Annotated in this window: 26 protein-coding genes; 21 read left to right on the top strand and 5 right to left on the bottom strand. The window is 60.8% G+C overall.

Translation table 11 applies throughout. From position 1 onward, the window contains the following. Positions 1–220 precede the first annotated feature (220 nt). The 3 genes from ABH945_RS13810 to groL all read left to right on the top strand — a co-directional run bounded on the left by ABH945_RS13810 (position 221) and on the right by groL (position 3,006). Positions 221–622: a hypothetical protein gene (locus ABH945_RS13810; protein WP_429250852.1), complete on the top strand. Its 402-nt coding sequence runs from the start codon at positions 221–223 to the stop codon at positions 620–622. Between the two features lie 398 nt (positions 623–1,020). After that, the gene (gene groES / locus ABH945_RS13815) at positions 1,021–1,311 is read left to right on the top strand and encodes a co-chaperone GroES (RefSeq protein WP_007178996.1); all 291 of its coding nucleotides are present in this window, start codon (positions 1,021–1,023) and stop codon (positions 1,309–1,311) included. A gap of 54 nt (positions 1,312–1,365) precedes the next feature. Next, positions 1,366–3,006 (top strand): chaperonin GroEL, encoded by a 1,641-nt coding sequence (gene groL / locus ABH945_RS13820; protein ID WP_074763188.1) that lies wholly within the window; start codon positions 1,366–1,368, stop codon positions 3,004–3,006. Positions 3,007–3,140: 134 nt separating this feature from the next. Here groL and cysC read toward each other — a convergent pair whose 3' ends face one another. The 4 genes from cysC to ABH945_RS13840 form a co-directional block, all read right to left on the bottom strand. After that, positions 3,141–3,803 carry an adenylyl-sulfate kinase gene (gene cysC, locus ABH945_RS13825; protein WP_429251095.1) on the bottom strand — a complete coding sequence of 221 codons (663 nt, stop codon included), beginning with the start codon at positions 3,801–3,803 and terminating at the stop codon, positions 3,141–3,143. 19 nt (positions 3,804–3,822) lie between these two features. Further along, positions 3,823–4,122 (bottom strand): hypothetical protein, encoded by a 300-nt coding sequence (locus ABH945_RS13830; RefSeq protein WP_429250853.1) that lies wholly within the window; start codon positions 4,120–4,122, stop codon positions 3,823–3,825. A gap of 155 nt (positions 4,123–4,277) precedes the next feature. Beyond that, positions 4,278–5,033, bottom strand: a complete 756-nt coding sequence (locus ABH945_RS13835) for a hypothetical protein (protein ID WP_429250854.1) — start codon at positions 5,031–5,033, stop codon at positions 4,278–4,280. Between the two features lie 317 nt (positions 5,034–5,350). Then, positions 5,351–6,211, bottom strand: coding sequence for a hydroxymethylpyrimidine/phosphomethylpyrimidine kinase (locus ABH945_RS13840; RefSeq protein ID WP_429250855.1), 861 nt, complete (start codon positions 6,209–6,211; stop codon positions 5,351–5,353). Here ABH945_RS13840 and ABH945_RS13845 point away from each other — a divergent pair. From ABH945_RS13845 to ABH945_RS13890, 10 genes are all read left to right on the top strand, one after another. Then, positions 6,210–6,425 (top strand): hypothetical protein, encoded by a 216-nt coding sequence (locus ABH945_RS13845; RefSeq protein WP_429250856.1) that lies wholly within the window; start codon positions 6,210–6,212, stop codon positions 6,423–6,425. The two genes, ABH945_RS13840 and ABH945_RS13845, sit on opposite strands and share 2 nt — an antisense overlap. A gap of 74 nt (positions 6,426–6,499) precedes the next feature. Further along, positions 6,500–6,670 carry a rubredoxin gene (locus tag ABH945_RS13850; RefSeq protein ID WP_006047743.1) on the top strand — a complete coding sequence of 57 codons (171 nt, stop codon included), beginning with the start codon at positions 6,500–6,502 and terminating at the stop codon, positions 6,668–6,670. A 341-nt stretch (positions 6,671–7,011) separates the two neighbouring features. Further along, positions 7,012–8,433: a hypothetical protein gene (locus ABH945_RS13855; protein ID WP_429250857.1), complete on the top strand. Its 1,422-nt coding sequence runs from the start codon at positions 7,012–7,014 to the stop codon at positions 8,431–8,433. A 231-nt stretch (positions 8,434–8,664) separates the two neighbouring features. Further along, the gene (locus tag ABH945_RS13860) at positions 8,665–9,243 is read left to right on the top strand and encodes a YqgE/AlgH family protein (RefSeq protein ID WP_074763194.1); all 579 of its coding nucleotides are present in this window, start codon (positions 8,665–8,667) and stop codon (positions 9,241–9,243) included. Further along, on the top strand, positions 9,240–9,680 hold the full coding sequence (gene ruvX / locus ABH945_RS13865) for a Holliday junction resolvase RuvX (protein WP_429250858.1): 441 nt from the start codon (positions 9,240–9,242) through the stop codon (positions 9,678–9,680). Before ABH945_RS13860 ends, ruvX begins: the two co-directional genes overlap by 4 nt. After that, the gene (gene pyrR, locus ABH945_RS13870) at positions 9,667–10,194 is read left to right on the top strand and encodes a bifunctional pyr operon transcriptional regulator/uracil phosphoribosyltransferase PyrR (protein ID WP_074763196.1); all 528 of its coding nucleotides are present in this window, start codon (positions 9,667–9,669) and stop codon (positions 10,192–10,194) included. The genes ruvX and pyrR overlap by 14 nt, the downstream gene beginning before the upstream one ends. Positions 10,195–10,446: 252 nt before the next feature. Next, positions 10,447–11,472 carry an aspartate carbamoyltransferase catalytic subunit gene (locus ABH945_RS13875; protein ID WP_074763197.1) on the top strand — a complete coding sequence of 342 codons (1,026 nt, stop codon included), beginning with the start codon at positions 10,447–10,449 and terminating at the stop codon, positions 11,470–11,472. A 206-nt stretch (positions 11,473–11,678) separates the two neighbouring features. Continuing rightward, positions 11,679–12,959 carry a dihydroorotase gene (locus tag ABH945_RS13880; protein WP_429250859.1) on the top strand — a complete coding sequence of 427 codons (1,281 nt, stop codon included), beginning with the start codon at positions 11,679–11,681 and terminating at the stop codon, positions 12,957–12,959. 61 nt (positions 12,960–13,020) lie between these two features. Beyond that, complete coding sequence (locus tag ABH945_RS13885) at positions 13,021–13,848, top strand: lysophospholipid acyltransferase family protein (RefSeq protein WP_429250860.1); 828 nt, start codon at positions 13,021–13,023, stop codon at positions 13,846–13,848. A gap of 2 nt (positions 13,849–13,850) precedes the next feature. After that, a complete protein-coding gene (locus tag ABH945_RS13890) occupies positions 13,851–14,672 on the top strand; it encodes a 2OG-Fe(II) oxygenase (RefSeq protein WP_429250861.1) in 822 nt (273 codons plus the stop codon). A gap of 45 nt (positions 14,673–14,717) precedes the next feature. Here ABH945_RS13890 and ABH945_RS13895 read toward each other — a convergent pair whose 3' ends face one another. Next, on the bottom strand, positions 14,718–15,593 hold the full coding sequence (locus tag ABH945_RS13895; protein WP_429250862.1) for a symmetrical bis(5'-nucleosyl)-tetraphosphatase: 876 nt from the start codon (positions 15,591–15,593) through the stop codon (positions 14,718–14,720). A 203-nt stretch (positions 15,594–15,796) separates the two neighbouring features. Between ABH945_RS13895 and ABH945_RS13900 the strand changes: the two genes are divergently transcribed. The 8 genes from ABH945_RS13900 to ABH945_RS13935 all read left to right on the top strand — a co-directional run bounded on the left by ABH945_RS13900 (position 15,797) and on the right by ABH945_RS13935 (position 23,952). Beyond that, positions 15,797–16,708: a GDP-mannose 4,6-dehydratase gene (locus tag ABH945_RS13900; RefSeq protein ID WP_074766287.1), complete on the top strand. Its 912-nt coding sequence runs from the start codon at positions 15,797–15,799 to the stop codon at positions 16,706–16,708. A 450-nt stretch (positions 16,709–17,158) separates the two neighbouring features. Next, positions 17,159–18,220, top strand: coding sequence for a dTDP-glucose 4,6-dehydratase (rfbB, locus tag ABH945_RS13905; protein WP_429250863.1), 1,062 nt, complete (start codon positions 17,159–17,161; stop codon positions 18,218–18,220). Positions 18,221–18,230: 10 nt separating this feature from the next. After that, positions 18,231–19,124: a glucose-1-phosphate thymidylyltransferase RfbA gene (rfbA, locus tag ABH945_RS13910; protein WP_429250864.1), complete on the top strand. Its 894-nt coding sequence runs from the start codon at positions 18,231–18,233 to the stop codon at positions 19,122–19,124. A gap of 2 nt (positions 19,125–19,126) precedes the next feature. Then, a complete protein-coding gene (locus ABH945_RS13915) occupies positions 19,127–20,074 on the top strand; it encodes a glycosyltransferase family 2 protein (RefSeq protein WP_429251096.1) in 948 nt (315 codons plus the stop codon). Positions 20,075–20,147: 73 nt separating this feature from the next. Next, entirely contained in the window at positions 20,148–21,095 is a 948-nt protein-coding gene (gene rfbD, locus ABH945_RS13920) for a dTDP-4-dehydrorhamnose reductase (RefSeq protein ID WP_429250865.1), read from the top strand. A 45-nt stretch (positions 21,096–21,140) separates the two neighbouring features. After that, positions 21,141–21,692, top strand: coding sequence for a dTDP-4-dehydrorhamnose 3,5-epimerase (gene rfbC, locus ABH945_RS13925; RefSeq protein WP_429250866.1), 552 nt, complete (start codon positions 21,141–21,143; stop codon positions 21,690–21,692). 12 nt (positions 21,693–21,704) lie between these two features. Further along, positions 21,705–22,574 carry an ABC transporter permease gene (locus tag ABH945_RS13930; protein ID WP_429250867.1) on the top strand — a complete coding sequence of 290 codons (870 nt, stop codon included), beginning with the start codon at positions 21,705–21,707 and terminating at the stop codon, positions 22,572–22,574. Further along, entirely contained in the window at positions 22,564–23,952 is a 1,389-nt protein-coding gene (locus ABH945_RS13935) for an ABC transporter ATP-binding protein (protein ID WP_429250868.1), read from the top strand. Before ABH945_RS13930 ends, ABH945_RS13935 begins: the two co-directional genes overlap by 11 nt. Positions 23,953–23,997: the final 45 nt, after the last annotated feature.

Below are 23,997 nucleotides of genomic sequence, written 5' to 3' on the forward strand. Positions count from 1 at the left end.
GTTGATTGCTGAGCGCGCCGTCAATTGGCGCGCGATGCCGCGAAGGCTCCTTACTTGAGCGTAACACCGGGTATTGGCGGCACAGTCGCCCGGATAGCGGGCGAAAACGCCATCCTGCTGTCAAATCAGGACAAACGCGCGCGAAATGGCGGAAAACGACGTGAGAGACAGGGCAATCCCTGGAGGGCGTCGGGAGCAGTCAGGCAGTCTGGAGGCGATCATGAGAAAGAGGCCGTACTGCTATTGCCGTAGAACGCTCTTGGCGGTGACGTCCGCGTTGTTTCTGTCGGCGATGCTGCCTGTTTCGGGCGCGTTGGGTGCGGAAGCCGCCGACGCCAAAGCAGAAGCCGCCGGGGAGCGCGCTCATTTTGCCCAGGCGTTCTGCCAGGCGTCGCCCGAACGCGTGGCTGCCTACAAGGCGCGACTGAAAGACCGGCTGTCCGATGCCGACGACTTCGACCGGCACTGGCAACTGGGATGGAGCCGCGCCGACCGGCAAGTCCGGGACATGAGTTCGTTGCGCGACAGCAATCCCGAGGAATTCGCGTCGCGAATCAAGGTCAACTGCGAACGGCTCAAGTGGATGGCGGAAAATTCGCTGCGAGCGCCTCCGCAGAAATGAGGGCAGGGGTGGATTGGGCGGCGGGCATTCTTCATTCGTTTCGACCGGTAATCTGGCGAAACCTGGTGCTTGCCCGGATAAACCGCCTGTTTCCAGGGAGGTCAGGCTATTTGCCGCTAATCGGTGCCGGACCGCTGGCTGACGATTGTGAATCGGTAGATATTTGTTTTCAAACGAATATTTTTTGAATTCGACGAATTTTCCAGCGCCGCGAGATGTCTTTTCGAGTAAATCGCACCGTCTATCCCTCCCCCGATCCGCCATCCCCTTCTTGAATTTGTCACCACCCGTCCATATAATTGGCACTCACTGCACGAGAGTGCTAACAACATCGCCGGTTGGCTCAGCCAGCCGGGTTTTCTCAGCGTTCTTCAGTCTCAATCAAGAGAGGAGTATGTATGAACCTTCGTCCTTTGCATGATCGCGTGATCGTCAAACGTCTGGATCAAGAAACCAAGACCGCGTCGGGCATCGTGATCCCCGAAGCCGCAGCAGAAAAGCCGGATCAAGGCGAAATTCTGGCAGTCGGCCCGGGCAAGCGCGACGACAAGGGTGCACAAATCGCACTCGACGTGAAGGTTGGTGACCGCGTCCTGTTCGGCAAGTACGCAGGCCAGACCGTCAAGGTCGACGGCAACGAACTGCTCGTGATGCGCGAAGAAGACATCATGGCCGTGGTGCAGAAGTAAGCGCAAAGCCGCTACTTTTCCCGGTCATATCCCAAGAATTCAAGGAGTTAGAAGATGGCAGCTAAAGACGTCGTATTCGGTGATTCCGCCCGTGCCAAGATGGTCGAAGGCGTGAACATTCTCGCGAACGCTGTGAAGGTCACGCTGGGTCCGAAGGGCCGCAACGTTGTCCTGGAACGCAGCTTCGGCGGCCCGACGGTCACCAAGGACGGTGTGTCGGTCGCAAAAGAGATCGAACTGAAAGACAAGCTCCAGAACATGGGCGCGCAAATGGTCAAGGAAGTTGCTTCCAAGACCAGCGACAACGCAGGTGACGGCACCACGACCGCTACGGTCCTGGCTCAGTCGATCGTCCGCGAAGGCATGAAGTACGTTGCGTCGGGCATGAACCCGATGGATCTGAAGCGCGGTATCGACAAGGCTGTTGCAGCTGCAATCGAAGAACTGCGCAAGATCAGCAAGCCGTGCACGACCAACAAGGAAATCGCTCAAGTCGGTTCGATCTCGGCAAACAGCGACTCGTCGATCGGCGACCGCATTGCTGAAGCCATGGACAAGGTTGGTAAGGAAGGCGTCATCACCGTCGAAGACGGCAAGTCGCTGCAAGACGAGCTGGACGTTGTCGAAGGTATGCAATTCGACCGCGGCTACCTGTCGCCTTACTTCATCAACAACCCGGACAAGCAGGTTGCTGTGCTCGACAACCCGTTCGTGCTGCTGCACGACAAGAAGGTGTCGAACATTCGTGACCTCCTCCCGGTTCTGGAACAGGTCGCTAAGGCTGGCCGTCCGCTGCTGATCATCGCAGAAGACGTCGAAGGCGAAGCACTGGCAACGCTGGTTGTGAACAACATCCGCGGCATTCTGAAGACGGTTGCTGTCAAGGCTCCGGGCTTCGGCGATCGCCGTAAGGCAATGCTGGAAGACATCGCGATCCTGACCGGCGGTCAAGTTATCGCTGAAGAAACCGGCCTGACGCTCGAAAAGGCAACGCTGGCTGAACTGGGCCAGGCGAAGCGTATCGAAGTGGGCAAGGAAAACACGACGATCATCGACGGCGCTGGCGAAGCAGCAAACATCGAAGCACGTGTGAAGCAGGTTCGCACGCAAATCGAAGAAGCTACGTCGGACTACGACCGTGAAAAGCTGCAGGAACGCGTTGCCAAGCTGGCAGGCGGCGTTGCAGTGATCAAGGTCGGTGCTGCGACCGAAGTCGAAATGAAGGAAAAGAAGGCACGTGTCGAAGACGCACTGCACGCAACGCGCGCAGCTGTGGAAGAAGGCATCGTTGCTGGCGGCGGCGTTGCGCTGATCCGCGCACGCACGGCTATCACGAACCTGAAGGGCGCTAACGCCGATCAGGACGCAGGTATCAAGATCGTGCTGCGCGCGATGGAAGAGCCGCTGCGTCAGATCGTCACGAACGGTGGCGAAGAAGCCAGCGTCGTGGTGGCAGCTGTTGCAGCTGGTACGGGCAACTACGGCTACAACGCAGCGACCGGCGAGTACGTCGACCTGGTCGACGCAGGTGTCGTGGACCCGACGAAGGTCACGCGCACGGCTCTGCAAAACGCAGCATCGGTGGCAGGTCTCCTGCTGACGACCGACGCAGCTGTTTGCGAACTGCCGAAGGAAGATGCTCCGATGGGCGGCGGTATGCCCGGCGGCATGGGCGGCATGGGCATGGACATGTAATTCCGCTTGGGCCTCGTTCGCGGGGTCCAGTTGGAACACATGGGAGAGCGTGTCGCGAGACGTGCTCTCCAAAAGAAAAACCCGCAGAAATGCGGGTTTTTCTTTTGGAGCGGGCTGCGGAGAAAGACGCCGAATTATCCCGCGCTTGCTTGTCGCCGGATATTCGAGGTAGCCGCGGCGGTTGCAGTTGCCGTGGTCTCGAGCGAGCTCGCGCGCAAATAGTCGAAGATTTGCGCGACGCTTTCAACCGGCGTTTGCGTGGCGGTGTCGATATGAAGTTCGGGGTTGGCCGGCGCTTCGTAAGGTGCCGAGACTCCGGTGAACGAAGCAATTTCACCAGCCATTGCCTTCGCATAGAGGCCTTTCGGATCGCGCCGTGCGCAGGTGGCGACGGGCGCGGAAAGATAGGTCTCAACAAATTTTCCCGACCCGATGATTTCCCGCGCCATGGCGCGATCGTCGTTCATCGGCGAGATGAGGGCGGTGATGACGATGAGGCCCGCGTCGTTCATCAATTGAGCGACATGCGCCACACGGCGTATGTTTTCGCGCCGATCGTTTCTTTCGAAGCCGGGATCGCTCGCGAGGCCGTGGCGGACGTTGTCGCCATCGAGCACATAGCACGCGTGGCCGAGTGAAACGAGGTGCTCTTCGAGTTTGAAGGCGATCGTCGATTTGCCCGCGCCGGATAACCCGGTGAGCCAGATCGTGACGGGCTTGTGCCCGAAGATCCGCATCCTGTCCTGAGCGGCGATCGTGCCGTGGCAACGTTGCAGGAAGGTGGAGGGCTGTTCCATGGTGTCTCTCTCTTTGCGCTTAGACGCAGTGCCAGCCTTGCCGCCAGATTCCCGCATTGTGCAGGCTTTCAGGCGAGTTCGCGATCGTGACGGAAAAACCTTCCGTGATATCGGCAGGCAGGCGAATGGAAAAGCCGCCATGCGAACTCGGGTATCCGGCGGCCGCCACGTCGGGCCGATATTCGCCGCTGCAACCGCGCGCGACCACCTGCGTGCCGGCACGTACTTCGAGCGCGACTTTCTGCTCCGGCTGGCTCAGGTTGATGGCCCAGCCTGACACCACGCCGTTGGAAACGGTGTCGACAAATCCGTCGAACATGTCGGCGAAAACGGGTTACCGGTTTCGCGCAAACTCCAGATATTCGTTGATCGGGGCAAGGTCGAATCGACTGATGACACGCGTGACTTCCGAGAGAAATGCCTCGTCGAAGCCGAAAACCATTGAACTGTAAATGTGCGGGTTTTCAAGCTGGTTTATTTCCGCCGAATGACCTTGACCAGATCGAGCGCATTTGAAAAGATGCGCCCTGATTCGTCCGCATGCCTGGCGATCATATGCCGGGCGTTCTGGAAAATTTCGTAATCGAGCCGATTGTCGTCGAGAAACTTTTGCCTGGCTTCTTCGCTTAAATGGCTTCGGTCTTTTGACGATCCGCGCGTCCTGTTTGATTCGAAATAGAACGGTAATTGCAGTTCGCTCATGCCGCAAAGGCGCAGTAGAAACTCGCTCATGTCCTCGCAGACACCCACAGCGCCAATGTGATGCTGAAGGTGAGCCAGCGCAACGTCGAAGCTGGTGTCATTGAGCACGGAATGCCCGCTGAGCATCTGGACGAACAGGTTTTTTCCACCGAGCGATTCGCTCACCCAGTCGTCGAGTGACCGCTCGCCGCGCTGAGCCAGCGCCTCGGTAACCGACACGCCGGCGCCGCGCTCGACCTCGCCATTCTTGCCATTGGCCGCGTACCAGTAGTGCGATATCTGGCGTGCAAGGGGGTCGCGCAGAATCGTGCAGTAATTGACTGGGCTCTTGAGAAGCCGGTGTATGCCATAAGGGTGATGCCCGCCGCCAACGCTGGTTTCAAACAGTTTGTCGCGGCAGTTCTGCCAGCCGTCCCGATCCCATTCGAAATTAACGAATTGATCTTTACCCTTATTTAAATCGAAAAACGAAATAACAGTAGTGCCGCCGCTTTGCGGAGGGTGAATAAAAAAGAGGGGAAAAGACATAGGGAGGCATGTGACAGATTGATGACCTCCAAGCCTAGTCCGAGCATAGCGTGCGCGTTGTAACCTTTAATTGCACGATGAAACGTCTAGTCATGATGCATGGACAGATTGATGTCTGGCAAAGCGGATCTGAAAAAAAGTATAAAGCCAAGGCCGCTCGATAATACGATCTGCATGATTCGTAACGCATTTATCTTGCTTTTCGAAATATGGAGCTAATTCGTAAAGATTAGTGAATGCGGCATTGCACACAAGAAAAGCCCGCATGAATGCGGGCTTTCAGGTGAGACGTGCTGCGCTGCAAATGGAAAGGAAAGTCAGTGCCGAGCTTCGCCAGGTGCTACGTCCTTGCCTGTGGTCGGTGGCGTTTCGTCGTCGCTGCTGCGAGCCCAGAAGAACCGGTCTGGCATATACGTTCCCATGCCCGGCCGGAATGCGGCGCGCATGGCCTGATACAGATATTCCTGCGCCTCGCGCACGGCTTCCGCCGGTTCTTGCCCGTTGGCCAGCAACGCGGCAATCGCGGAGCCAAGCGTGTCGGTCAGGCCCATGATCCGGTGGCTGCCGCGGTCCCACATGTCCTGCCTCAACTGGCCGTCTTCGCTGAACAGCGTGTTGACGAGGCGGTGCGTGCCCGTTTCCGTCGACAGAATATATTCGCAGCCCTGTGACAGCAGATGCGAGATCGCTGCGTCGAGGCTCGGCGCTTCGGCGTCGCCATCCGGCTGCGCGAGCGCGAGCAGTGTGGCCGAATCGGCGACCAGCAGCGTGGTTTGCGGCGCGAGCAGGTCGGCGATCGCTTCGCGCAATTCGTCGGCGGCAAGAACGTGTTCGTCGTCGAGCGTGAAGTCGGGCGCGAGGATCAGCGGAATGTCGTCGTAGTCGGCGACCACTTCGGCGATCGCGCTCACCACTTCGGCGCGCGTGCAGGCGCCGACCTTGAACGCGGCAATCGGCATGTCTTCTAGCAGCATCCGCGCCTGGGTGGCGACGACTTCGGGGTCGAGCCCGGTGACTTCGTCGCAGCTGGCCGAGTCGCGCACGGTGTAGCCGGTGAGCACGGAAACCCCGTGACAGCCCATGCTGGCAAGGGTCATCAGGTCGGCTTGAAGGCCGGAGCCGCCGGTGGGATCGGAGAGGCCGAAGGTGAGGACGATCGGAGGCGTGTCGCTGGGCATGAAGGTTGACAAAAAGGAGCAGGATTTTGGCGCAGACAGTGCGCAATCGACTCAATTATGCGGCCTAAACCGTCGCCAGGGCGTTTTTTCATACACTTTGCCGCTTGGCAGCAAACAGCCGGCCGCCCGCGCGGTGCGCGGTGCGGTCAACCGATGCCAGCCAACGCAGATCGCATCGCCGAACGCCATGCCCTCGGCGGTTGCACCATTCTGATTGCTAGGCATTGGGGCGGCAACACGGTACCATCATGGCTCCCGTTTCCACGGACTCTACGACGCGACACAAGAATGGAATATCAAAGCTGGATGTGCCTGATTTGCGGCTGGATTTACGACGAAGAAGCCGGTTTGCCGGACGAAGGCATTGCGCCGGGCACGCGTTGGGAAGACGTTCCCATTAACTGGACTTGCCCGGAGTGTGGAGCGCGCAAGGAAGACTTCGAGATGGTCCAGATCTGAAGTCGGTCGCTTGCCGGGCATTTGCCGGCCGGTGTCGTCGTTCGCGTCTATAGCGCGCGGCTGCGGCAGCGACAGCGACCGGTCCGGTAATGTGTGCTGCGAGCGGGCCCGGAAGTCGATCGGCAACGCTCGTGAGTGCGGCGGCCACGCCCGGAAATTTTCCCCGATGCGCTCGTCCAGCGCGCCATCCGCCGTGCAGTTTCAGAATGCGGTGCGGAACATCGTCGGTTGCGCCGTGTCGCAACGGTAGTCTGTCATTGTCCTGTCGCCGGTTCGCGCGTTAGCCGATCAGTCTGCGCGCGGCGCGAGGCGACGGCCCGTCAGCTTCGTGTCGCCTGCCCATGACCTCTCGATCCGCTGCACCCGTTTCCTTCGATGCCCTTCCAAATCCGCGCGGCGGCTCCGTCCGTCCGGCGGAGCTTGCGCTGGCGGAGGCATTGCTGGCGTTCGAACAGCAACACGAGAGCACGTCGGCGCTGCTGCGCGCGTCTCATGCATTACGTGGTGCCGGCTGGCTGAGCGCACAGCGTTTCGCCGACGCACTGGTGCGGCTTTCGCCGCTAGCAGCGGGCGATCCCGCCGATGCGCAGCCCGTGCGCCCGGTGTTCGGCGCGGCGCTGCGCGATTTCCGTGCGGCGCTCGAACGTCACAATTTGCGCGAGCTGTCCTGCTCGCCCACGCTGTTCGACCACTACCGGTCGCTGGGCGTGCATCTTTCCGAGCACACGCCCGGTTCCGCCGTCGCTTTCGAAGACCTCGCGCTGACCGCTCGCCCGGTGCCGCCGGTGTCGTTCCACGCCCAATCCGCCGATCAGCTGGCTCATTTGCGGGCCCGCTACGAACGCGCGCTGCTGCCCGTGCTGCGTTCGCAAGCCGGCACGGGGAGTGCGGTTGCGCTGGCCGTCACGAATGCCGCGCTCGACGAACTGGACGTTGTCTTCACCGACCTCGCCGGACCTGACCCCTACGATTTCTGGCGTCTCGCGAAAGCCTGCGCAACCGCGCTCCGGGTGAGCGGCCGTGCAACCGGCGACACCGACGCGCGACGTTTCTACGCCCGCTGCAATCTGGCGCTGGCCGATCATGCGCGGGGCATGGAGCGCGCGCCGCGTTCGCTGGTTCGGGCGACGCTCGCGCTAATGTGGCGCGACTATGCGCTGTTCGGCGCGGCCGCTGAAGACGCCGACCAGGTCGAGGTGCTGCACGACTATGGTTTGACGGTCGACTGGCACGTCGCGGGTACGCAATCGTCGGAAATGCTGTGGGAGGCGGGCGCGCTCGAAGCGCAGTCGATCAGCGCCGCGCGCACTTCATTGACGCGCGATCTCGGCGTGCTGACGGTGAACGCGAACGCCTACGAGGACTTCCTGCAAACCGCCGACGCTGCGATCGCCGCGCTTGCCGAGCACGCCCGTGCGGCCGATCAGCCGGAAAAGGCCGACCCGAGCGAGGCGCTGCAAGCGGGCGACGCCGCTTACCGGCTCGGCTCGGCCGCGTGCGCGTTGGGCTTGGGTCACGTGGCGCTGCTGGCCGACGCGCTGGGGTTGGCATGGCGCCGCCGGGCGCATGCGGGCGTTTCGACCCCGGCCGTGCGCGCGCATGTGATCGTAGAAGCGCCGGCCGCGAGTGCGCTCGAGCAGGCCGCCGAGGCGTTGCGCGCAATGCTGCACAAGGTCGCCGCAGGCGTGGCTCCGCCTGCCGGCGGCGTCACCCAGGCCGCGATGACCACGCTGACACGGGCGATCGAACAGGGCGGCGCGTGAGCCGTCGCCGTGCGGCACGGTACGCTGTTTCTGCGCTCGACAGGAATGCGCCCGTAGCCCATATCGGCGGAGGCGCCGCAACTCCTCGCCCGTGCCTTAGCCACGGCCCTCGTGCGTGATAAAGTGCAACCTGATTGGCCGTCGATGGCTCGCGGTACGCTTCATGGCACACATCGCGGTTCCACGCTCAAAGCCCCGCCATCCTGCATCGTCTTTGCTAAAATCCGAACTATGTCCAAGAGTACCGATCGCATCAATCTGACCAACCAGTTCCTGATCGCCATGCCGAACATGGCCGATCCGACGTTTTCAGGAACGGTGGTCTACCTTTGCGATCACAGTGAGCGCGGCGCGCTCGGCCTCGTGATCAACCGGCCGACCGACATCGACCTGCAAGCGCTCTTCAGTCGCATCGACCTCAAGCTCGAAATCGAACCCCTTCTCCATGTGCCCGTGTATTTCGGCGGCCCGGTGCAAACCGAGCGCGGCTTCGTGCTGCACGATCCGAAAAGCGGCGATCCGTACACGTCGTCCATGTCGGTGCCTGGCGGTCTGGAAATGACCACCTCGAAAGACGTGCTCGAAGCCGTCGCGAGCGGCACCGGTCCCGAACGCTTCCTGCTCACGCTCGGCCACGCCGGCTGGGGTGCGGGTCAGCTCGAAGAAGAGATTTCGAAGAACGGCTGGCTCACGGTTGAAGCCGACCCGAAAATCATCTTCGACGTACCCGCTGAAGAGCGTCTCGAAGCCGCGCTCGCGCTGCTCGGCATCAACCTGTCGATGCTGTCGGGCGAAGCGGGTCACGCATGAGCCTGTCGGCCGGACGTGAGGCGACGCTGCTTGCGTTCGACTACGGTGAAAAACGCATCGGCGTGGCGGTCGGCAATTCGCTCACGCGCAGCGCGCGGCCGCTCGTCATCGTGCAGAACCGCAGCCGCGAATACCGCTTCGAAGAGGTCGGCAAACTGATCGCCGAATGGAAGCCGGACGCACTGGTGGTCGGCTTGCCGATGCACCCGGACGGTACGCCGCACGAAATGAACCAACTGGCGAAACGCTTCGGCAATCAGCTGAACGGACGCTTCAATCTGCCTGTCACGTGGATCGACGAACGTTATTCGTCGGTCGAGGCGAAGGCGGAGATTCGCGCCGGCAACGGCCGCGCCGACATGCTCGACGCCGAAGCCGCCAGCATCATCCTCCAGCAATATCTTGACGGACTTTCCGACGATCATGAGTTCTCTTGACGCCGAAGCGCTTTATCGCGCGTTGCTCGATCAGATTCGCACGGTGTACGGCGATCAGCCCGCCACGCAAGGCATTGTGCTCGCCGGCATTCACAGCGGCGGCGCGTGGCTCGCCGCGCGGCTCGCGCACGACCTGCAGCTGCCGGATTTCGGCGTGGTGAACGTTGCGCTGCATCGCGACGACTACGCGAAAAAAGGTCTGCATTCGCAGGCCAGCCCGACCTCGCTGCCGTTTTCCGTAGACGGCGCACGCATCGTGCTGGTCGACGACGTGCTGTACACCGGCCGCACGATTCGCGCGGCGCTCAACGAGCTGTATGACTATGGCCGTCCGGCATCGGTCGAACTGGCCGTGCTCGCCGATCGTGGCGGCCGCGAGTTGCCGGTGGCGGCGCGCTTTGTCGGCGGCTCGGTGAATGTGCCGGCTGACGCCACGCTCGTGCTGGCCCGCGAAGAGGGCAGTGCGCAAGGTGACGCGCGTTTCACGTTTCATACCGAAGCACGCGTCGACTGAGCGGCGTGCGTCCTGCGCACTGCGCTAGTCACGCCAACGCCGCGTGCCGGAATCGCACAAACATTCGCAGAAAAATTGCATAAAAGCCGCGAGAGAAGGCCGCAAGGCACTCGCGCGACACAGCAACAGCATCAAAGCCGACCCCCGCGTTCCACGCAAAGGCCGGCGCAAAATCGCCACACCTCGTCACACGCAGTCAGCATCCGCATCGACATCGATCACGTTGAAGCCCGTATTTGAAGCAGGTACACCATGAACACCGCCACCCAGGCTCCCAGCGATTCCGCCGATAGCGCCACCGAGCGCTTCCGTTACGGCTTCCTGAAGGGCAACCCGCAGCTCACGAAAAACGGCGAGCTGAAACATCTTTTGTCGATCGAGGGCTTGCCCAAGGCGATCGTCAATCACATTCTCGATACCGCCGACCAGTTCGTCAGCGTGACCGACCGGGAAGTGAAGAAGGTGCCGCTGTTGCGCGGCAAGTCGGTGTTCAACCTGTTCTTCGAGAACTCGACGCGCACCCGCACCACCTTCGAAATCGCCGCAACGCGTCTTTCCGCCGACGTGCTGAATCTGAACATCAACGCGTCGTCGACCAGCAAGGGCGAATCGCTGCTCGACACGATCAACAACCTGTCGGCGATGCATGCCGATATGTTCGTCGTGCGTCACGCGTCGAGCGGCGCGCCGTACCTGATCGCGCAGCATTGCGCGCCGCACGTGCACGTGATCAACGCGGGCGACGGCCGTCATGCGCACCCCACCCAGGGGCTGCTCGACATGTACACGATCCGTCACTACAAGAAGGATTTCACGAAGCTGCGCGTGGCGATCGTCGGCGACATTCTGCATTCGCGGGTCGCGCGCTCGGACATTCACGCGCTGACCACGCTTGGCGTGCCGGAAGTGCGCGCGATCGGTCCGCGCACGCTGCTGCCGGGCGGTCTCGAACAGATGGGCGTGCGGGTGTTCCACAATCTCGACGAAGGTCTGAAGGACGTCGACGTGATCATCATGCTGCGTCTGCAGAACGAGCGGATGAGCGGCGCGTTGCTGCCGTCGGCGCAGGAGTACTTCAAGAGCTGGGGTTTGACGCCGGAGCGCCTTGCGCTCGCCGCGCCCGACGCCATCGTGATGCACCCGGGCCCGATGAATCGCGGTGTCGAAATCGACTCGCAGGTCGCGGACGGTCCGCAATCGGTGATCCTGAATCAGGTCACGTTCGGTATCGCAGTGCGGATGGCGGTGATGGGCATTGTCGCGGGCAATCACGACTGATTGCGGTGAAAAAGCGTGAACCGTTGCGATGCAGCGCGATGCAACAAGCAGGGCAGCGGCACGCTTCGTCACGCATACCGTCACGGCAAAAGCAGCAACAACGCCGACGGACACGCGGCACATAACACGTAACACGTAACGCAAAAACTTGGTTGAACGCCGGGTGAAAACCCAGGCTGAACAGCAGCTAATCAACAAGGCAGCGCATGAAGATTCATATTCAAGGCGGCACGCTGATCGATCCGGCAGCGGGCACCGAACAGCAGCAGGACATTTTTATCGCGGCAGGCAAGATCGTCGCGCTCGGCCAGGCGCCGGCCGACTTCCACGCAGCGAAGACGATCGACGCCACGGGCTTGCACATCGCGCCAGGTCTGGTCGACCTGTCCGCGCGCTTGCGCGAGCCGGGCTACGAACACAAGGCGACGCTCGAATCCGAAATGGCGGCCGCGCTCGCGGGCGGCGTGACGAGCCTCGTGTGTCCGCCGGACACCGATCCGACGCTCGATGAACCGGGCCTCGTCGAGATGCTCAAGTTCCGCGCGCGCAATCTGAACCAGGCGCACGTGTATCCGCTCGGCGCATTGACTGTCGGTCTCAAAGGCCAAGTCATCACCGAGATGGTCGAGTTGACCGAAGCCGGCTGCATCGGCTTCTCGCAGGCCGACGTGCCCGTAGTTGACACGCAGGTGCTGATGCGCGCGCTGCAATACGCGAAGACTTACGGCTACACCGTGTGGCTGCGTCCCGTGGACGCGTATCTCGGCAAGGGCGGCGTCGCCGCAAGCGGCCCGCTGGCTTCGCGGATGGGCCTGTCGGGCGTGCCGGTGTCGGCGGAAACGATCGCGCTGCACACCATCTTCGAACTCGTGCGCGTGACTGGCGCGCGCGTGCATCTGTCGCATGTGTCGTCGGCGGCGGGCATCGAGTTGATGCGCGCGGCCAAGGCCGAGGGCTTGCCGGTTTCGTGCGATGTCACCGTGAACCACGTGCATCTGATCGACCTCGACATCGGTTATTTCGATGCGCAGTTCCGGCTCGATCCGCCGCTGCGTCAGCAGCGCGATCGCGAAGCGATCCGCGCAGGTCTCGTCGACGGCACGATCGACGCAATCTGTTCCGACCACACGCCGGTCGACGACGACGAAAAGCTGCTGCCGTTCGCCGAAGCCACGCCGGGCGCGACTGGTCTGGAGCTGTTCCTGTCGCTGACGGTGAAGTGGGCCGACGAAGCGGGCGTGCCGCTCGCGAAGGCGCTGAACCGCATCACCGCGTCACCGGCAGATGTGTTGAATCTGAACGCAGCCGGCCGCATCGCGGTGGGCAGCGTGGCCGACCTCTGTGTGTTCGACCGCAACGCGCATTGGCGCGTCAAGCCGCGCGCATTGAAGAGCCAGGGGCACAACACGCCGTTCCTCGGTTACGAATTGCCGGCGCGGGTGCGCGCGACCATCGTGTCGGGTCACGTCGCGTTCGAGCAGCGCTGATATCCGCGGCCTTGCACTCACTCTCACTCCGCTCATCGGCTAGTTACGGAAAGCTCCAACAATGAAGCTCGCGTTACGCAAGGTCCGTCTCGTCACGCATCTGCTGCACGGCATGTGGGTCGTGGCGACGCGCTTTCCGAAGGCCTCCGCTGAACAGCGTCACGCGCTCAACCGCGCGTGGTCGCTGAAAATGCTGCGGCTGTGCGGCATGCAACTCGTCGTGCACAACGACAGCGCGCGGCTCGACCGTGGCGCGCTGGTCGTTGCCAATCACATCTCGTGGATCGACATCTACGTGATCAACGCGTGGCGGCCGACGCCGTTCGTCTCGAAGGCCGAGATCCGGCAATGGCCGGTGGTCGGCTGGCTCGCACAGCAGCTGGACACCGTGTTCATTCAGCGCGAAAAACGCAGTGATGCGAAACGGATCATGCACGAGTTGTCCGACCGGCTGGCAGCGGGCGAGTTGATGTGCGTGTTTCCCGAAGGCACGACGTCCAGCGGACTCGCGCTGCTGCCGTTTCACGCGAATATGTTCCAGGCGGCCGTGTCGGCGGCGGCGCCGGTGCAGCCCGTCTGCATCATGTATGAAGACGCGCAGGGCCGGCAGTCCACCGCGCCCGCGTATATCGACGACCTGTCGCTCGCCGATTCGTTGAATCTTCTGCTGCAGGGCGGCCCGCTGACCGCGCACGTGTACGTGTGCGAGCCGCTTGCGCCTGGCGCCGACCGGCGCGCGCTGGCGGCGCAATCGGAAGAAATGATCGGGGCGGCCCTTGCAACGTTGAAAAATCGACACGCTGCCGCACCGGAAGGCCGCCTGTGGCCCGTCATGTCTGATGAAAGCGAGTCTTCACATCAGCCCGAAGGCGCGAAATGGACGCAGTGAAGATGAAGCGGACAGACATTGGCCAGTTCGTCGCAGCGCGCTTGCGTGAGAATCTGGATTCGGCCTGCCGTCAATGGCGGGAAAACGCGCCGGTCCATCATTTCTTCATCGACGACGTTCTGCCGCAGGAACTGGCCATGGAAATCCGCCGCGGATTTCCCGAAGCGTCGACCATGATGCTGCGCAAAAGCCTGCGTGAACTGAAATACGTATCGGCCCAGATGAACGAGCACGCGCCGATTCTCGAAGAAGCGATCTTTGCGTTTCAGGAGCCGGAGGTGGTGGATCTCGTTGCGCAGATCACCCAGCTCAACGCGTTATGTCCGGACGAACATCTCTACGCCGGCGGTATTTCGATGATGGGCCGCGGGCACTTCCTGAACCCGCATCTGGACAATTCGCACGACAAGGATCGCCAGCGTTATCGCGTGCTGAATCTGCTGTATTACGTGTCGCCCGACTGGCGCGCGGAGAACGGCGGCAATCTCGAAGTGTGGCCGAATGGGCCGAAGGCCGGGCCCGTCACGATTGTCAGCAAGTTCAACCGGCTCGCGGTGATGATAACGAACCAGCACTCGTGGCATTCGGTTTCGCCGAACCTGAGCGACGAAGCGCGTTGCTGCGTGTCGAACTACTACTTCTCCGATCATCCGGCAGGTAACGCCGGGTACTTTCACCCGACCTCGTTTCGCGGACGCCCGCAGCAGCCGGTTCGCGATGTCGTGCTGCGGGCCGACGCGACCGCGCGCGGCCTCGTGCGCAAGGTGTTCCCGAAGGGCGTGGTCGTCAACAAGCAGGTCTATCACAAAGAGGACGAAGAATAAGCCGGCTGACGGGTCTCCGCTCGCGAGGCGCCGGTCGAAGCCGGTTTATTCCTCCGTTGCTCCGGGTATCCGGCAACTGACGCAGTCGACCTGCGTCAGCGTGCGTTCAGCGGGATTCTTCGTCAGCGTGACAGCCGACAATTTCTCACCCCACACGCAGCCTGAATCTAGTCCGATCAGGTTGTCGCGCAACGTCAAACCCAGCGCGGCCCAGTGGCCGAACACGACCGTGATGTCGGCGGTCTTGCGCGACGGCACGTCAAACCACGGCATGCAACCCGCCGGCGCCGAATTGAGGCTGCCGCTGCTGCTGAAATCCATGGCGCCGTCTGCGTTGCAGAAACGCACGCGCGTCAACGCGCTGCACGTTACGCGCAGCCGGTCGATACCTTTCAGGCTCGACTTCCACCGGTTCGGCTCGTTGCCGTACAACCCCGCCAGCGTTTCCTTCCAGTTCGGCGCGCGCAGCGCGCGTTGCAGATCTTCGGCGAGTTCCATCGTCAGATTCGCGTCCCATTGCGGCAACACGCCCGCATGCACCATCAGCATGCCGTTCTCGAAGTGCGCAAGCGGCCGGTGACGAACCCAGTCGAGCAGATCGGCGGCATCGGGCGCGGCGAGAATTTCGTCGATCGTGTCGCCTTTCTTCGACTTGCGAATGCCCGCCGACACCGACAGCAGATGCAGATCGTGATTACCCAGCACCGGCACTGCGCGCTCGCCCAACGCGATCACGTCGCGTAACGTGGCGAGCGATTCGGAACCACGGTTGATCAGATCGCCCGCGAACCACAGTGGCGTGCCTTCGGGCGGCGCGGCCTTGGCCAGCAATTGCTGGAACGGCTGGCGGCAGCCTTGCAGATCGCCGAACGCAAGCGGGACCAGTGGGGAGGGGGCGCTGGAAGTGGAGGAGGGTGTCATCAGGTGAGTCGGAGCAGTTCGATACTCGCGGTGACGCACGAGGCGTGCCGCATTGGGCGGTGCAACATGCTAGCGTGACATAATAGCTGGTTTGAAGGACCGATATCGCGCCACGCGGCCCCCGGGGCTGCAAGCGGGCAGAAGAACGCGGACCACGCGCGATATTGCACTACAACAGGATGACATCCGTGAAAAAGGAAAACATGTCTGCGCCGGCATCGACGCAACCTGTTCGCACGCTCGTCACCGGTGCGAACGGTTTCACTGGCCGCTATCTGGTCGACAAGCTGCTGGGCCGCGGCCACACCGTCATCGAGACAGTGGGGGGCCGCAACGAGCCCGAAACGCCCACCCGGATGCGGCTCGACATCACGTCGCCGGATGATTGCCGGCGCGTGATCGAAACCGTGCGGCCCGACTACATCGTGCATCTGGCCGCGATCAGTTTCGTGGGCCACAACGACCCGCTCGACTTCTATCGCGTGAACGTGATCGGCACGCTGAATCTGCTGGAAGCGTGTGCATCGGTCGGCCATACGCCGCGCAAGCTGCTGATTGCGAGCAGTGCGAACGTGTACGGCAACGTGACGAGCGACGCGATCGACGAAAGCTTCCCGGTCACGCCGGTCAATCACTACGCGGCCAGCAAGGCGGCCATGGAAACGATGGTGCGCACCTGGTTCGACCGGTTGCCCATCCTGATCGTACGACCGTTCAATTACACCGGCCGCGGCCAGGCGTCGAACTTCCTTGTGCCGAAGATCGTCGAGCATTTCGCGCGACGTGAGCCGTCCATCGAACTGGGCAACATCGACGTCGCACGCGATTTTTCAGACGTGCGCTACGTGGCCGATGCGTACGAAGCGCTGCTCGATTCCGAAGCGGCTGCCGAGACCGTGAATGTATGCACCGGCACGCCTTATACCTTGCGCGACATTCTCGCCAAGGCGAGCGATCTGACGGGCCATGAACTGGAAGTTCGCGTGAACCCGGCATTCGTCCGACAAACCGATGTGAAAATGCTCGCTGGATCGCCGGCCAAGCTGCGCTCGCTGGTGCCCGCCGTCGAGGCCATCCCGTTCGAGGACACGCTGCGCTGGATGCTCGTGGCCTGACGGGGCGTGGGCAGTCAATCAGACCCTCGTTTCCTCTCTGTTCCGCCCTCTGCAATGCGCCTGTTAATCCGGCGCATGCGCGCGGGCGGCTTTCTTTTTCTTTCGCGCCGTTTGTTCCCGGGCACCCGTCAAGCTTCCAAAAGGCTTCCATTAATGGATCGGCGGGCCCGTTTCTGTGCGCCCTCTCACCCGTGAAGGCAATTGTCAGAAAAAGCTGACTGGTTGGTTCGGTACCAAACTTGTCAAGCTGTTTCAAGTTGTTAGGGTGGTGGTTTTTAATCCGGGCCGCTTTATAATCGGGGCATCATAAGATAGGCGTCTGGGCGTCCGCGTGCAATGCGTGCGGCGCCTCGACTACGCACAGGAATCGGACTCCGGACCGGCGCAGCGCGGGGTAGGCAGATCGGTGAATCGATTCCACACCCGCCACTCACATCACAAGGGAATTTCATGATCCTGGTAACGGGCGGTGCCGGCTTTATCGGCGCTAATTTCGTGCTCGACTGGCTCAATGCCTCGGACGAAGCGGTGCTGAATGTAGACAAGCTGACCTATGCCGGCAATCTGGGTACGCTCAAGTCGCAACAGGCCAATCCCAAACACGTTTTTGTCCGCGCAGACATCTGCGACCGCGCCGCGCTCGACGCACTGTTCGCCGAGCACAAGCCGCGCGCGGTGCTGCACTTCGCGGCCGAGAGTCACGTCGACCGCTCCATTCACGGCCCGGCCGATTTCGTGCAGACCAACGTGGTCGGCACTTTCACGCTGCTCGAAGCGACCCGCAATTACTGGAACGCGCTGGGCGACGCCGACAAGGCCGCATTCCGCTTCCTGCACGTGTCGACCGACGAAGTGTTCGGCTCGCTGTCCGCTACCGATCCGCAGTTCTCCGAAACCACGCCGTATGCGCCGAACAGTCCTTACTCGGCGACCAAGGCGGGTTCCGATCATCTGGTGCGCGCGTACCATCACACGTACGGCCTGCCGGTACTCACCACGAACTGCTCGAACAACTACGGTCCGTACCAGTTCCCTGAAAAGCTGATCCCGCTGATGATCGCCAACGCGCTCGCGGGCAAGCCGCTGCCGGTATACGGCGACGGTCAGAACGTGCGCGACTGGCTGTACGTCGGCGACCATTGCAGTGCGATCCGCGAAGTGCTCGCGCGTGGCACGCCGGGCGAGACGTACAACGTGGGCGGCTGGAACGAGAAGAAGAATCTCGACGTCGTCCATACGCTGTGCGACCTGCTCGACCAGTTGCGCCCGAAGGCGAATGCGTCGTACCGCGACCAGATCACGTACGTGAAGGATCGTCCGGGCCACGACCGCCGCTACGCCATCGACGCACGCAAGCTCGAACGCGAACTCGGCTGGCTGCCGGCAGAAACGTTCGAGACCGGTCTCGCGAAGACGGTCCAGTGGTATCTGGACAATCAGGCATGGTCCGACGAAGTGGCTTCGGGTGACTATCGGAAGTGGGTTGAGACCAACTACGCGCAGCGCGCGTAAAGGCACGGTAATGGCGCGCAAAGGCATCATTCTCGCGGGCGGGTCGGGCACCCGTCTGTATCCGATCACGCATGTCGTCTCCAAGCAGTTGCTGCCGGTGTACGACAAGCCGATGATTTACTACCCGCTGTCCACATTGATGGTGGCAGGTATTCGCGACGTGCTGATCATCTCCACGCCGCAGGACACGCCGCGTTTCGAGGCGATGCTCGGCGACGGCAGCCAGTGGGGCATGAACATCCAGTACGCCGTTCAGCCTTCGCCGGACGGGCTCGCGCAGGCGTTCATCATCGGTCGCGAATTTGTCGGCAATGATCCGTCGGCGCTGATTCTCGGCGACAATATCTTCTACGGCCACGATCTTGTCAGCCAACTCGGTCGTGCGAGTTCGAGCGAGCAGGGCGCTACGGTATTCGCGTACCACGTGCACGATCCCGAGCGCTACGGCGTGGTGGAGTTCGACGACAATTTCCGGGCGTTGTCCATTGAGGAAAAGCCGCTCAAGCCTCGTTCGAACTACGCAGTAACGGGCCTGTATTTCTACGACAACGAAGTGTGCGGAATTGCCGCCGACGTGAAGCCGTCTGCGCGTGGTGAGCTTGAGATCACCGAGGTGAACTCGCGGTATCTGCGCGAAGGCAAGCTCAATGTCGAGATCATGGGGCGCGGTTACGCGTGGCTCGATACGGGCACGCACGATTCGTTGATCGAAGCCGCGACATTCATCGCTACATTGCAGAAGCGTCAGGGCTTGGTCGTGGCTTGCCCTGAAGAGATTTCATATCATCAGAACTGGATCGATTCTGAACAACTCCAGAAGCTCGCAGCGCCCTTGGCAAAGAATGCGTATGGGCAGTACCTGCAGGCTTTGCTTACCGATCGCGTGGCGCGGACCGCGCGTTGACGGTGACGGCAACGTCGAACCTTGACGGTATTTCGGGAAAATTCGATGCTACCGCCGCTTTCGCGGCGGATAGCGTAATCTCCCGAGCGGGTGCGGTAATCGTGTTCTTCAATCCAGACCGCGAATGTATTGAAAACGCGAACCGGCTGGCTTCGATACTCAAGTGCGTGGTTGTCGACAATTCGGACTCGGACTCGCGCCCGAGTAATCTTGCGGCTAGTGTCGCGTACCTGCCCCAAGGGATGAACACGGGTGTTGCCGCGGCGCTGAATCGCGGAATCGAGTGGTTGCGCTCCGAAAATTTCGCTGCCGCCATGCTCTTCGATCAGGATAGTTGCCCGACGGAGGAGCTGGTCAACGGGCTGGCTTCCACACTTTTCGAGTTGGTCAGCGCTGGCGAGGCCATCGCGGCCGTCGGCCCTGCTTATTGGGACGAACGCTTTAACGGCGTCACGCCGTTCGTGCGGTTTTCCGGTTGGCGCATGGGGCGCGTTGAACCTTCCGGACAGCAAGTGCTGGATGTCGACTTCCTTATCACTTCGGGCACGTGCATCAATATCAGTTGCTGGACGGTTGTGGGTCCTATGGAGGAAGCACTATTTATCGATTATGTCGACCTTGAGTGGTGTGTTCGCGCAAAGCGGCGCGGGCTCCGTCTGGTGGGTGTGCCGTGGTTGCGTCTCTCGCATTCTCTCGGTGGCGAACCGATTCGGATATTCGGTCGGTGCTATCCGTCTCACAGCCCCTTCCGGCATTATTTCATGTTCCGAAACGCGATTCTGCTGATTCGCCGCAGTGAGATGCCATGGCCCTGGCGGCTGACCGAGTTGCTCAGGTTGCCTGTTCGATTCATCATATATTCGACCTTGATGACGCCTCGACTAGCCCACGCGAGAGCTTCGGTGCGCGGCATCGTTCATGGAATCATGGGCCGTGCGGGCCCGTTCTAGCTTGCCTGCAAGCGAACAGCAATAGCGCCACGTCGGCGATAGTAGTCAACCCAACGTCTTTGGACATCCGAGAATGGAAACATCCGCATCGAAACACCGCGACAGTTCGACGCCTTTGATCCTCGTTACCGGGAAAGATGGACAGCTCGGCTTTGAGCTGACCCGCAGCCTTCAGTCCGTTGGCTCTGTCGTCGCAGTGGGTCGTAGGGAACTTGATCTCAGTTCGCCTGACGCAATCAGCGCTCTGGTGGACCGCACCCGTCCGAACTTCATCGTCAACGCGGCGGCTTACACGGCGGTCGACAAAGCCGAGTCCGACGTGGAACTGTGCTTTGCGGTGAATGAGGCGGCGCCTCGCGCGATGGCGCAGGCAGCTAAGCGTTGTGGGGCGACGCTACTGCACTTCTCGACGGATTACGTCTTCGACGGCAAGGAAGCGCGACCTTATCGCGAAACCGACGAATGCAATCCCCAGTCCGTTTACGGATCGAGCAAGCTAGCTGGCGAACGTGCGATTGCGGATGCGTTGAGCGAACATGTTATCTTCCGGACGAGTTGGGTGGTGGGTGCGTTCGGCGGCAATTTCGCCAAGACGATGATTCGACTCGCTCGCGAAAGAGACGAACTGCGGGTTGTTGCGGATCAATGGGGCGTGCCGACGCCCGCTTATCTGCTGGCCGACGTGGCAGCAACGATAATCCGCGCCGTCGGCGCGGATCCCGTGTTTCTGTCTAGTCACGCCGGCACCTACCACCTCGCGCCGCAGGGCGAAACTACGTGGCACGGCTATGCGCAGCACGTGCTGCGGCGCGTGGCCGACCTGGGCGTTCAGCTGAAAACGCACGCCGATGCCGTCAAGCCCATTACGACCGAACAGTTCCCGACGCCGGCCAAACGACCGGCAAATTCGCGGCTCGACACCTCGAAATTGCGCGGTGTTTCAGGAATTGCGTTGCCGCAATGGCAGGAATCGCTGGAGCCGATCGTTCGATTGCTTGCGCTGCAATCTTCAGGTCAATGAACTGAGCCCGGATTCTCTTCTCGACGATTTATTCAAGGACCAAGAATGCCTATCACTGTGACACCAACGGCACTCCCAGAAGTGCTGATCATCGAGCCTCGCGTATTCGGCGATGCGCGTGGATTTTTCTTCGAGAGCTACAATTCGCGCGAATTTGCCGAAGCGACGGGCGTAACGACTGAGTTTGTGCAGGACAACCACTCGCGTTCGGCCAAGGGTGTGCTGCGCGGTTTGCACTATCAGATCCAGCATCCGCAAGGCAAACTCGTTCGTGTGACGCAAGGAGAGGTGTTCGACGTCGTCGTCGATATCCGCCGCAGTTCGCCGAATTTCGGGAAGTGGGTCGGCGTGACGCTGTCCGCAGATAATAAGCGGCAATTGTGGGTGCCGCCTGGCTTTGCGCATGGATTCCTCGTGGTGTCGGAGTTGGCGGAGTTCCTCTACAAGACCACCGACTATTGGTATCAGGCCCACGAACGCAGCATTGCCTGGAACGACCCGGCGTTGAAGATCGAGTGGCCTCTGTCGGAAGCGCCGAATCTGGCGGCCAAAGATGCGAGCGCGAAAGTTCTTGGCGACGCGGAAGTCTTTGAATGATAGGGATTGCCAATGAGTGCGTGCACGGCTTCTACAGATGCGCGCAAACGCGATGAAGTTATGATAAAAAACAATGTCTCACCCGTTGCGCTAGTCAAATCGATCGTGCGTCACCGACAGTTGCTGGTGGAACTGGCGTGGCGTGAAACAATCGGACGATATAAAGGCTCGATGTTTGGTCTTTTGTGGTCTCTGCTCATCCCCTTGATGATGCTAGGAATCTACACGTTCGTTTTCAGTGAGATATTCAAGTCGCGTTGGGGCGCCGGTTCTTACACGTCGAAGTCGGCGTTCGCGGTTATTCTGTTCGCAGGGCTGATCATTTTTAACATGTTTAGCGAGTGCGTTAGCCGAGCGCCAGGCATCGTGCTATCGAACCAGAATTTCGTGAAAAAGGTGGTTTTTCCGTTGGAGATTCTGCCGTGCGTCACCGTGTTGTCAGCGTTGTTCCATGCGCTGGTTAGCATGGTCGTCTTGCTGGTTTTCGAGTTCATCGGTTTCGGTTTTATTCCGGCAACAGCTCTGCTTGCCCCATTAATCATCATTCCATTCGTGCTGTTCGTGCTCGGAGTGACGTGGTGGTTGTCGGCCACGGGCGTGTACCTAAGAGATATCGGGCAAACAATCGGTATCTTTATCACCGGCCTGATGTTCGTGTCGCCCATCTTTTTTCCATTGTCGTCGTTTCCGGAAAGGTGGCGTTTTCTTGCCAATTTCAATCCGCTGACCTACCCGATCGAAACGATGCGGTCGCTAGTTGTTCTTGGACAACCGTTGGAATGGGACAGCTGGGCCAAATACGTGACGTTCGCGGTGGTGTTCGCATGGTTTGGATTTGCGTGGTTCCAGAAGGCCCGCAGGGGGTTCGCTGATGTCCTCTGATCTCGTTATTCGTGTCAACGGCGTGAGCAAGGTGTTCCAGACGTACGAACGCCCTCACGACCGACTAGTCCAGGCCTTGCTCGGCGCCGCCTCGCGCTTCATGCCGTCCGGCCGCTACAAGGAGCGACTGGCCGTCAAGGCACAGCAGCGCGCGCGGCAGTTCTGGGCGCTACGCGATATTTCGTTCGAAGTGCGACGCGGCGAGACGGTCGCGATTATCGGACGTAATGGCTCGGGCAAGAGCACGTTGCTGCAGATCATCTGCGGCACGCTGCCGCCCACTACTGGTACGGCCGAAATCAATGGCCGTGTGGCCGCCCTGCTCGAACTGGGTTCCGGCTTCAACCCCGAATTCACCGGGCGCGAAAACGTCTATTTAAATGCGCAACTCTATGGGTTGTCGCGCGCACAGATCGACGAGCGGTTCGAGAGCATCACGGGTTTTGCGGACATTGGTGACTTCATCGATCAGCCGGTCAAGGTGTATTCGAGCGGTATGCTGGTTCGGCTGGCATTCGCTGTCATTGCCCACGTGGACGCGGACGTTCTGGTAGTCGACGAAGCACTTGCGGTTGGCGACGCGTTTTTTACGCAGAAGTGCATGCGTTTTCTTCGTGAGTTCATGAAGTCGGGCACGATTCTGTTCGTCAGCCACGACACTGGCTCGGTCAAGAATCTCTGCACGCATGCGTTGTGGCTTGAGCAGGGGGCCGTGGTGCAGGCAGGTTCGCCGCGCGAAGTGTGCGATCAGTATCTCGAAGCATTTTACGAAGCTCAGCAAGGCAAGAGCACCACAACCCGACTGCGGCCCGTCAAAGCGCGCAAGCTCGCGAAAGACGAGAAAGATCAGCGTCTGCAGTTTATCAATCAGTCGTCGCTGCGAAATGACGTGCGGGTATTCGAGTTCGACGCGCAAGCGACCTCGTTCGGCACGGGCGACGCGCAGATAGTGGACGTTCACTTTGGTGACGACGAAGGCAAGCTGCTCTCGTGGATTGTCGGTGGTGAAGACGTCACCATTCACGTTCGGGCGCTCGCGCACAAGGAACTGAATTCGCCGATCGTCGGTTTCTTCATCAAGGACCGACTTGGCCAGACACTATTTGGCGACAACACTTTCCTGTCTTATCACGACGCGCCGGTACAGTGCTCGGCGGGGCGCGAAATTGAGGCAGTGTTCGCGTTCCAGATGCCGGTCCTTCCGAAGGGCGATTATTCCGTCTGCGTGGCTGTTGCGGACGGTACTCAGGACGAGCACACGCAACTTCACTGGATCCACGACGCCCTGATCTTCAAGTCGGAATCTTCGAGCGTGAGTACCGGCTTGATCGGTATTCCGATGCAGGACATCCGCCTGAATGTGTCAGTCGAAGTCTGACAACCTGAAGCGCTCTATTTAGAAATTTTTTTTGCAGAAGGCACG

It is taken from the genome of Paraburkholderia sp. GAS333 (genome assembly GCF_050435665.1).
Classification (GTDB): Bacteria; Pseudomonadota; Gammaproteobacteria; order Burkholderiales; family Burkholderiaceae; genus Paraburkholderia; species Paraburkholderia fungorum_A.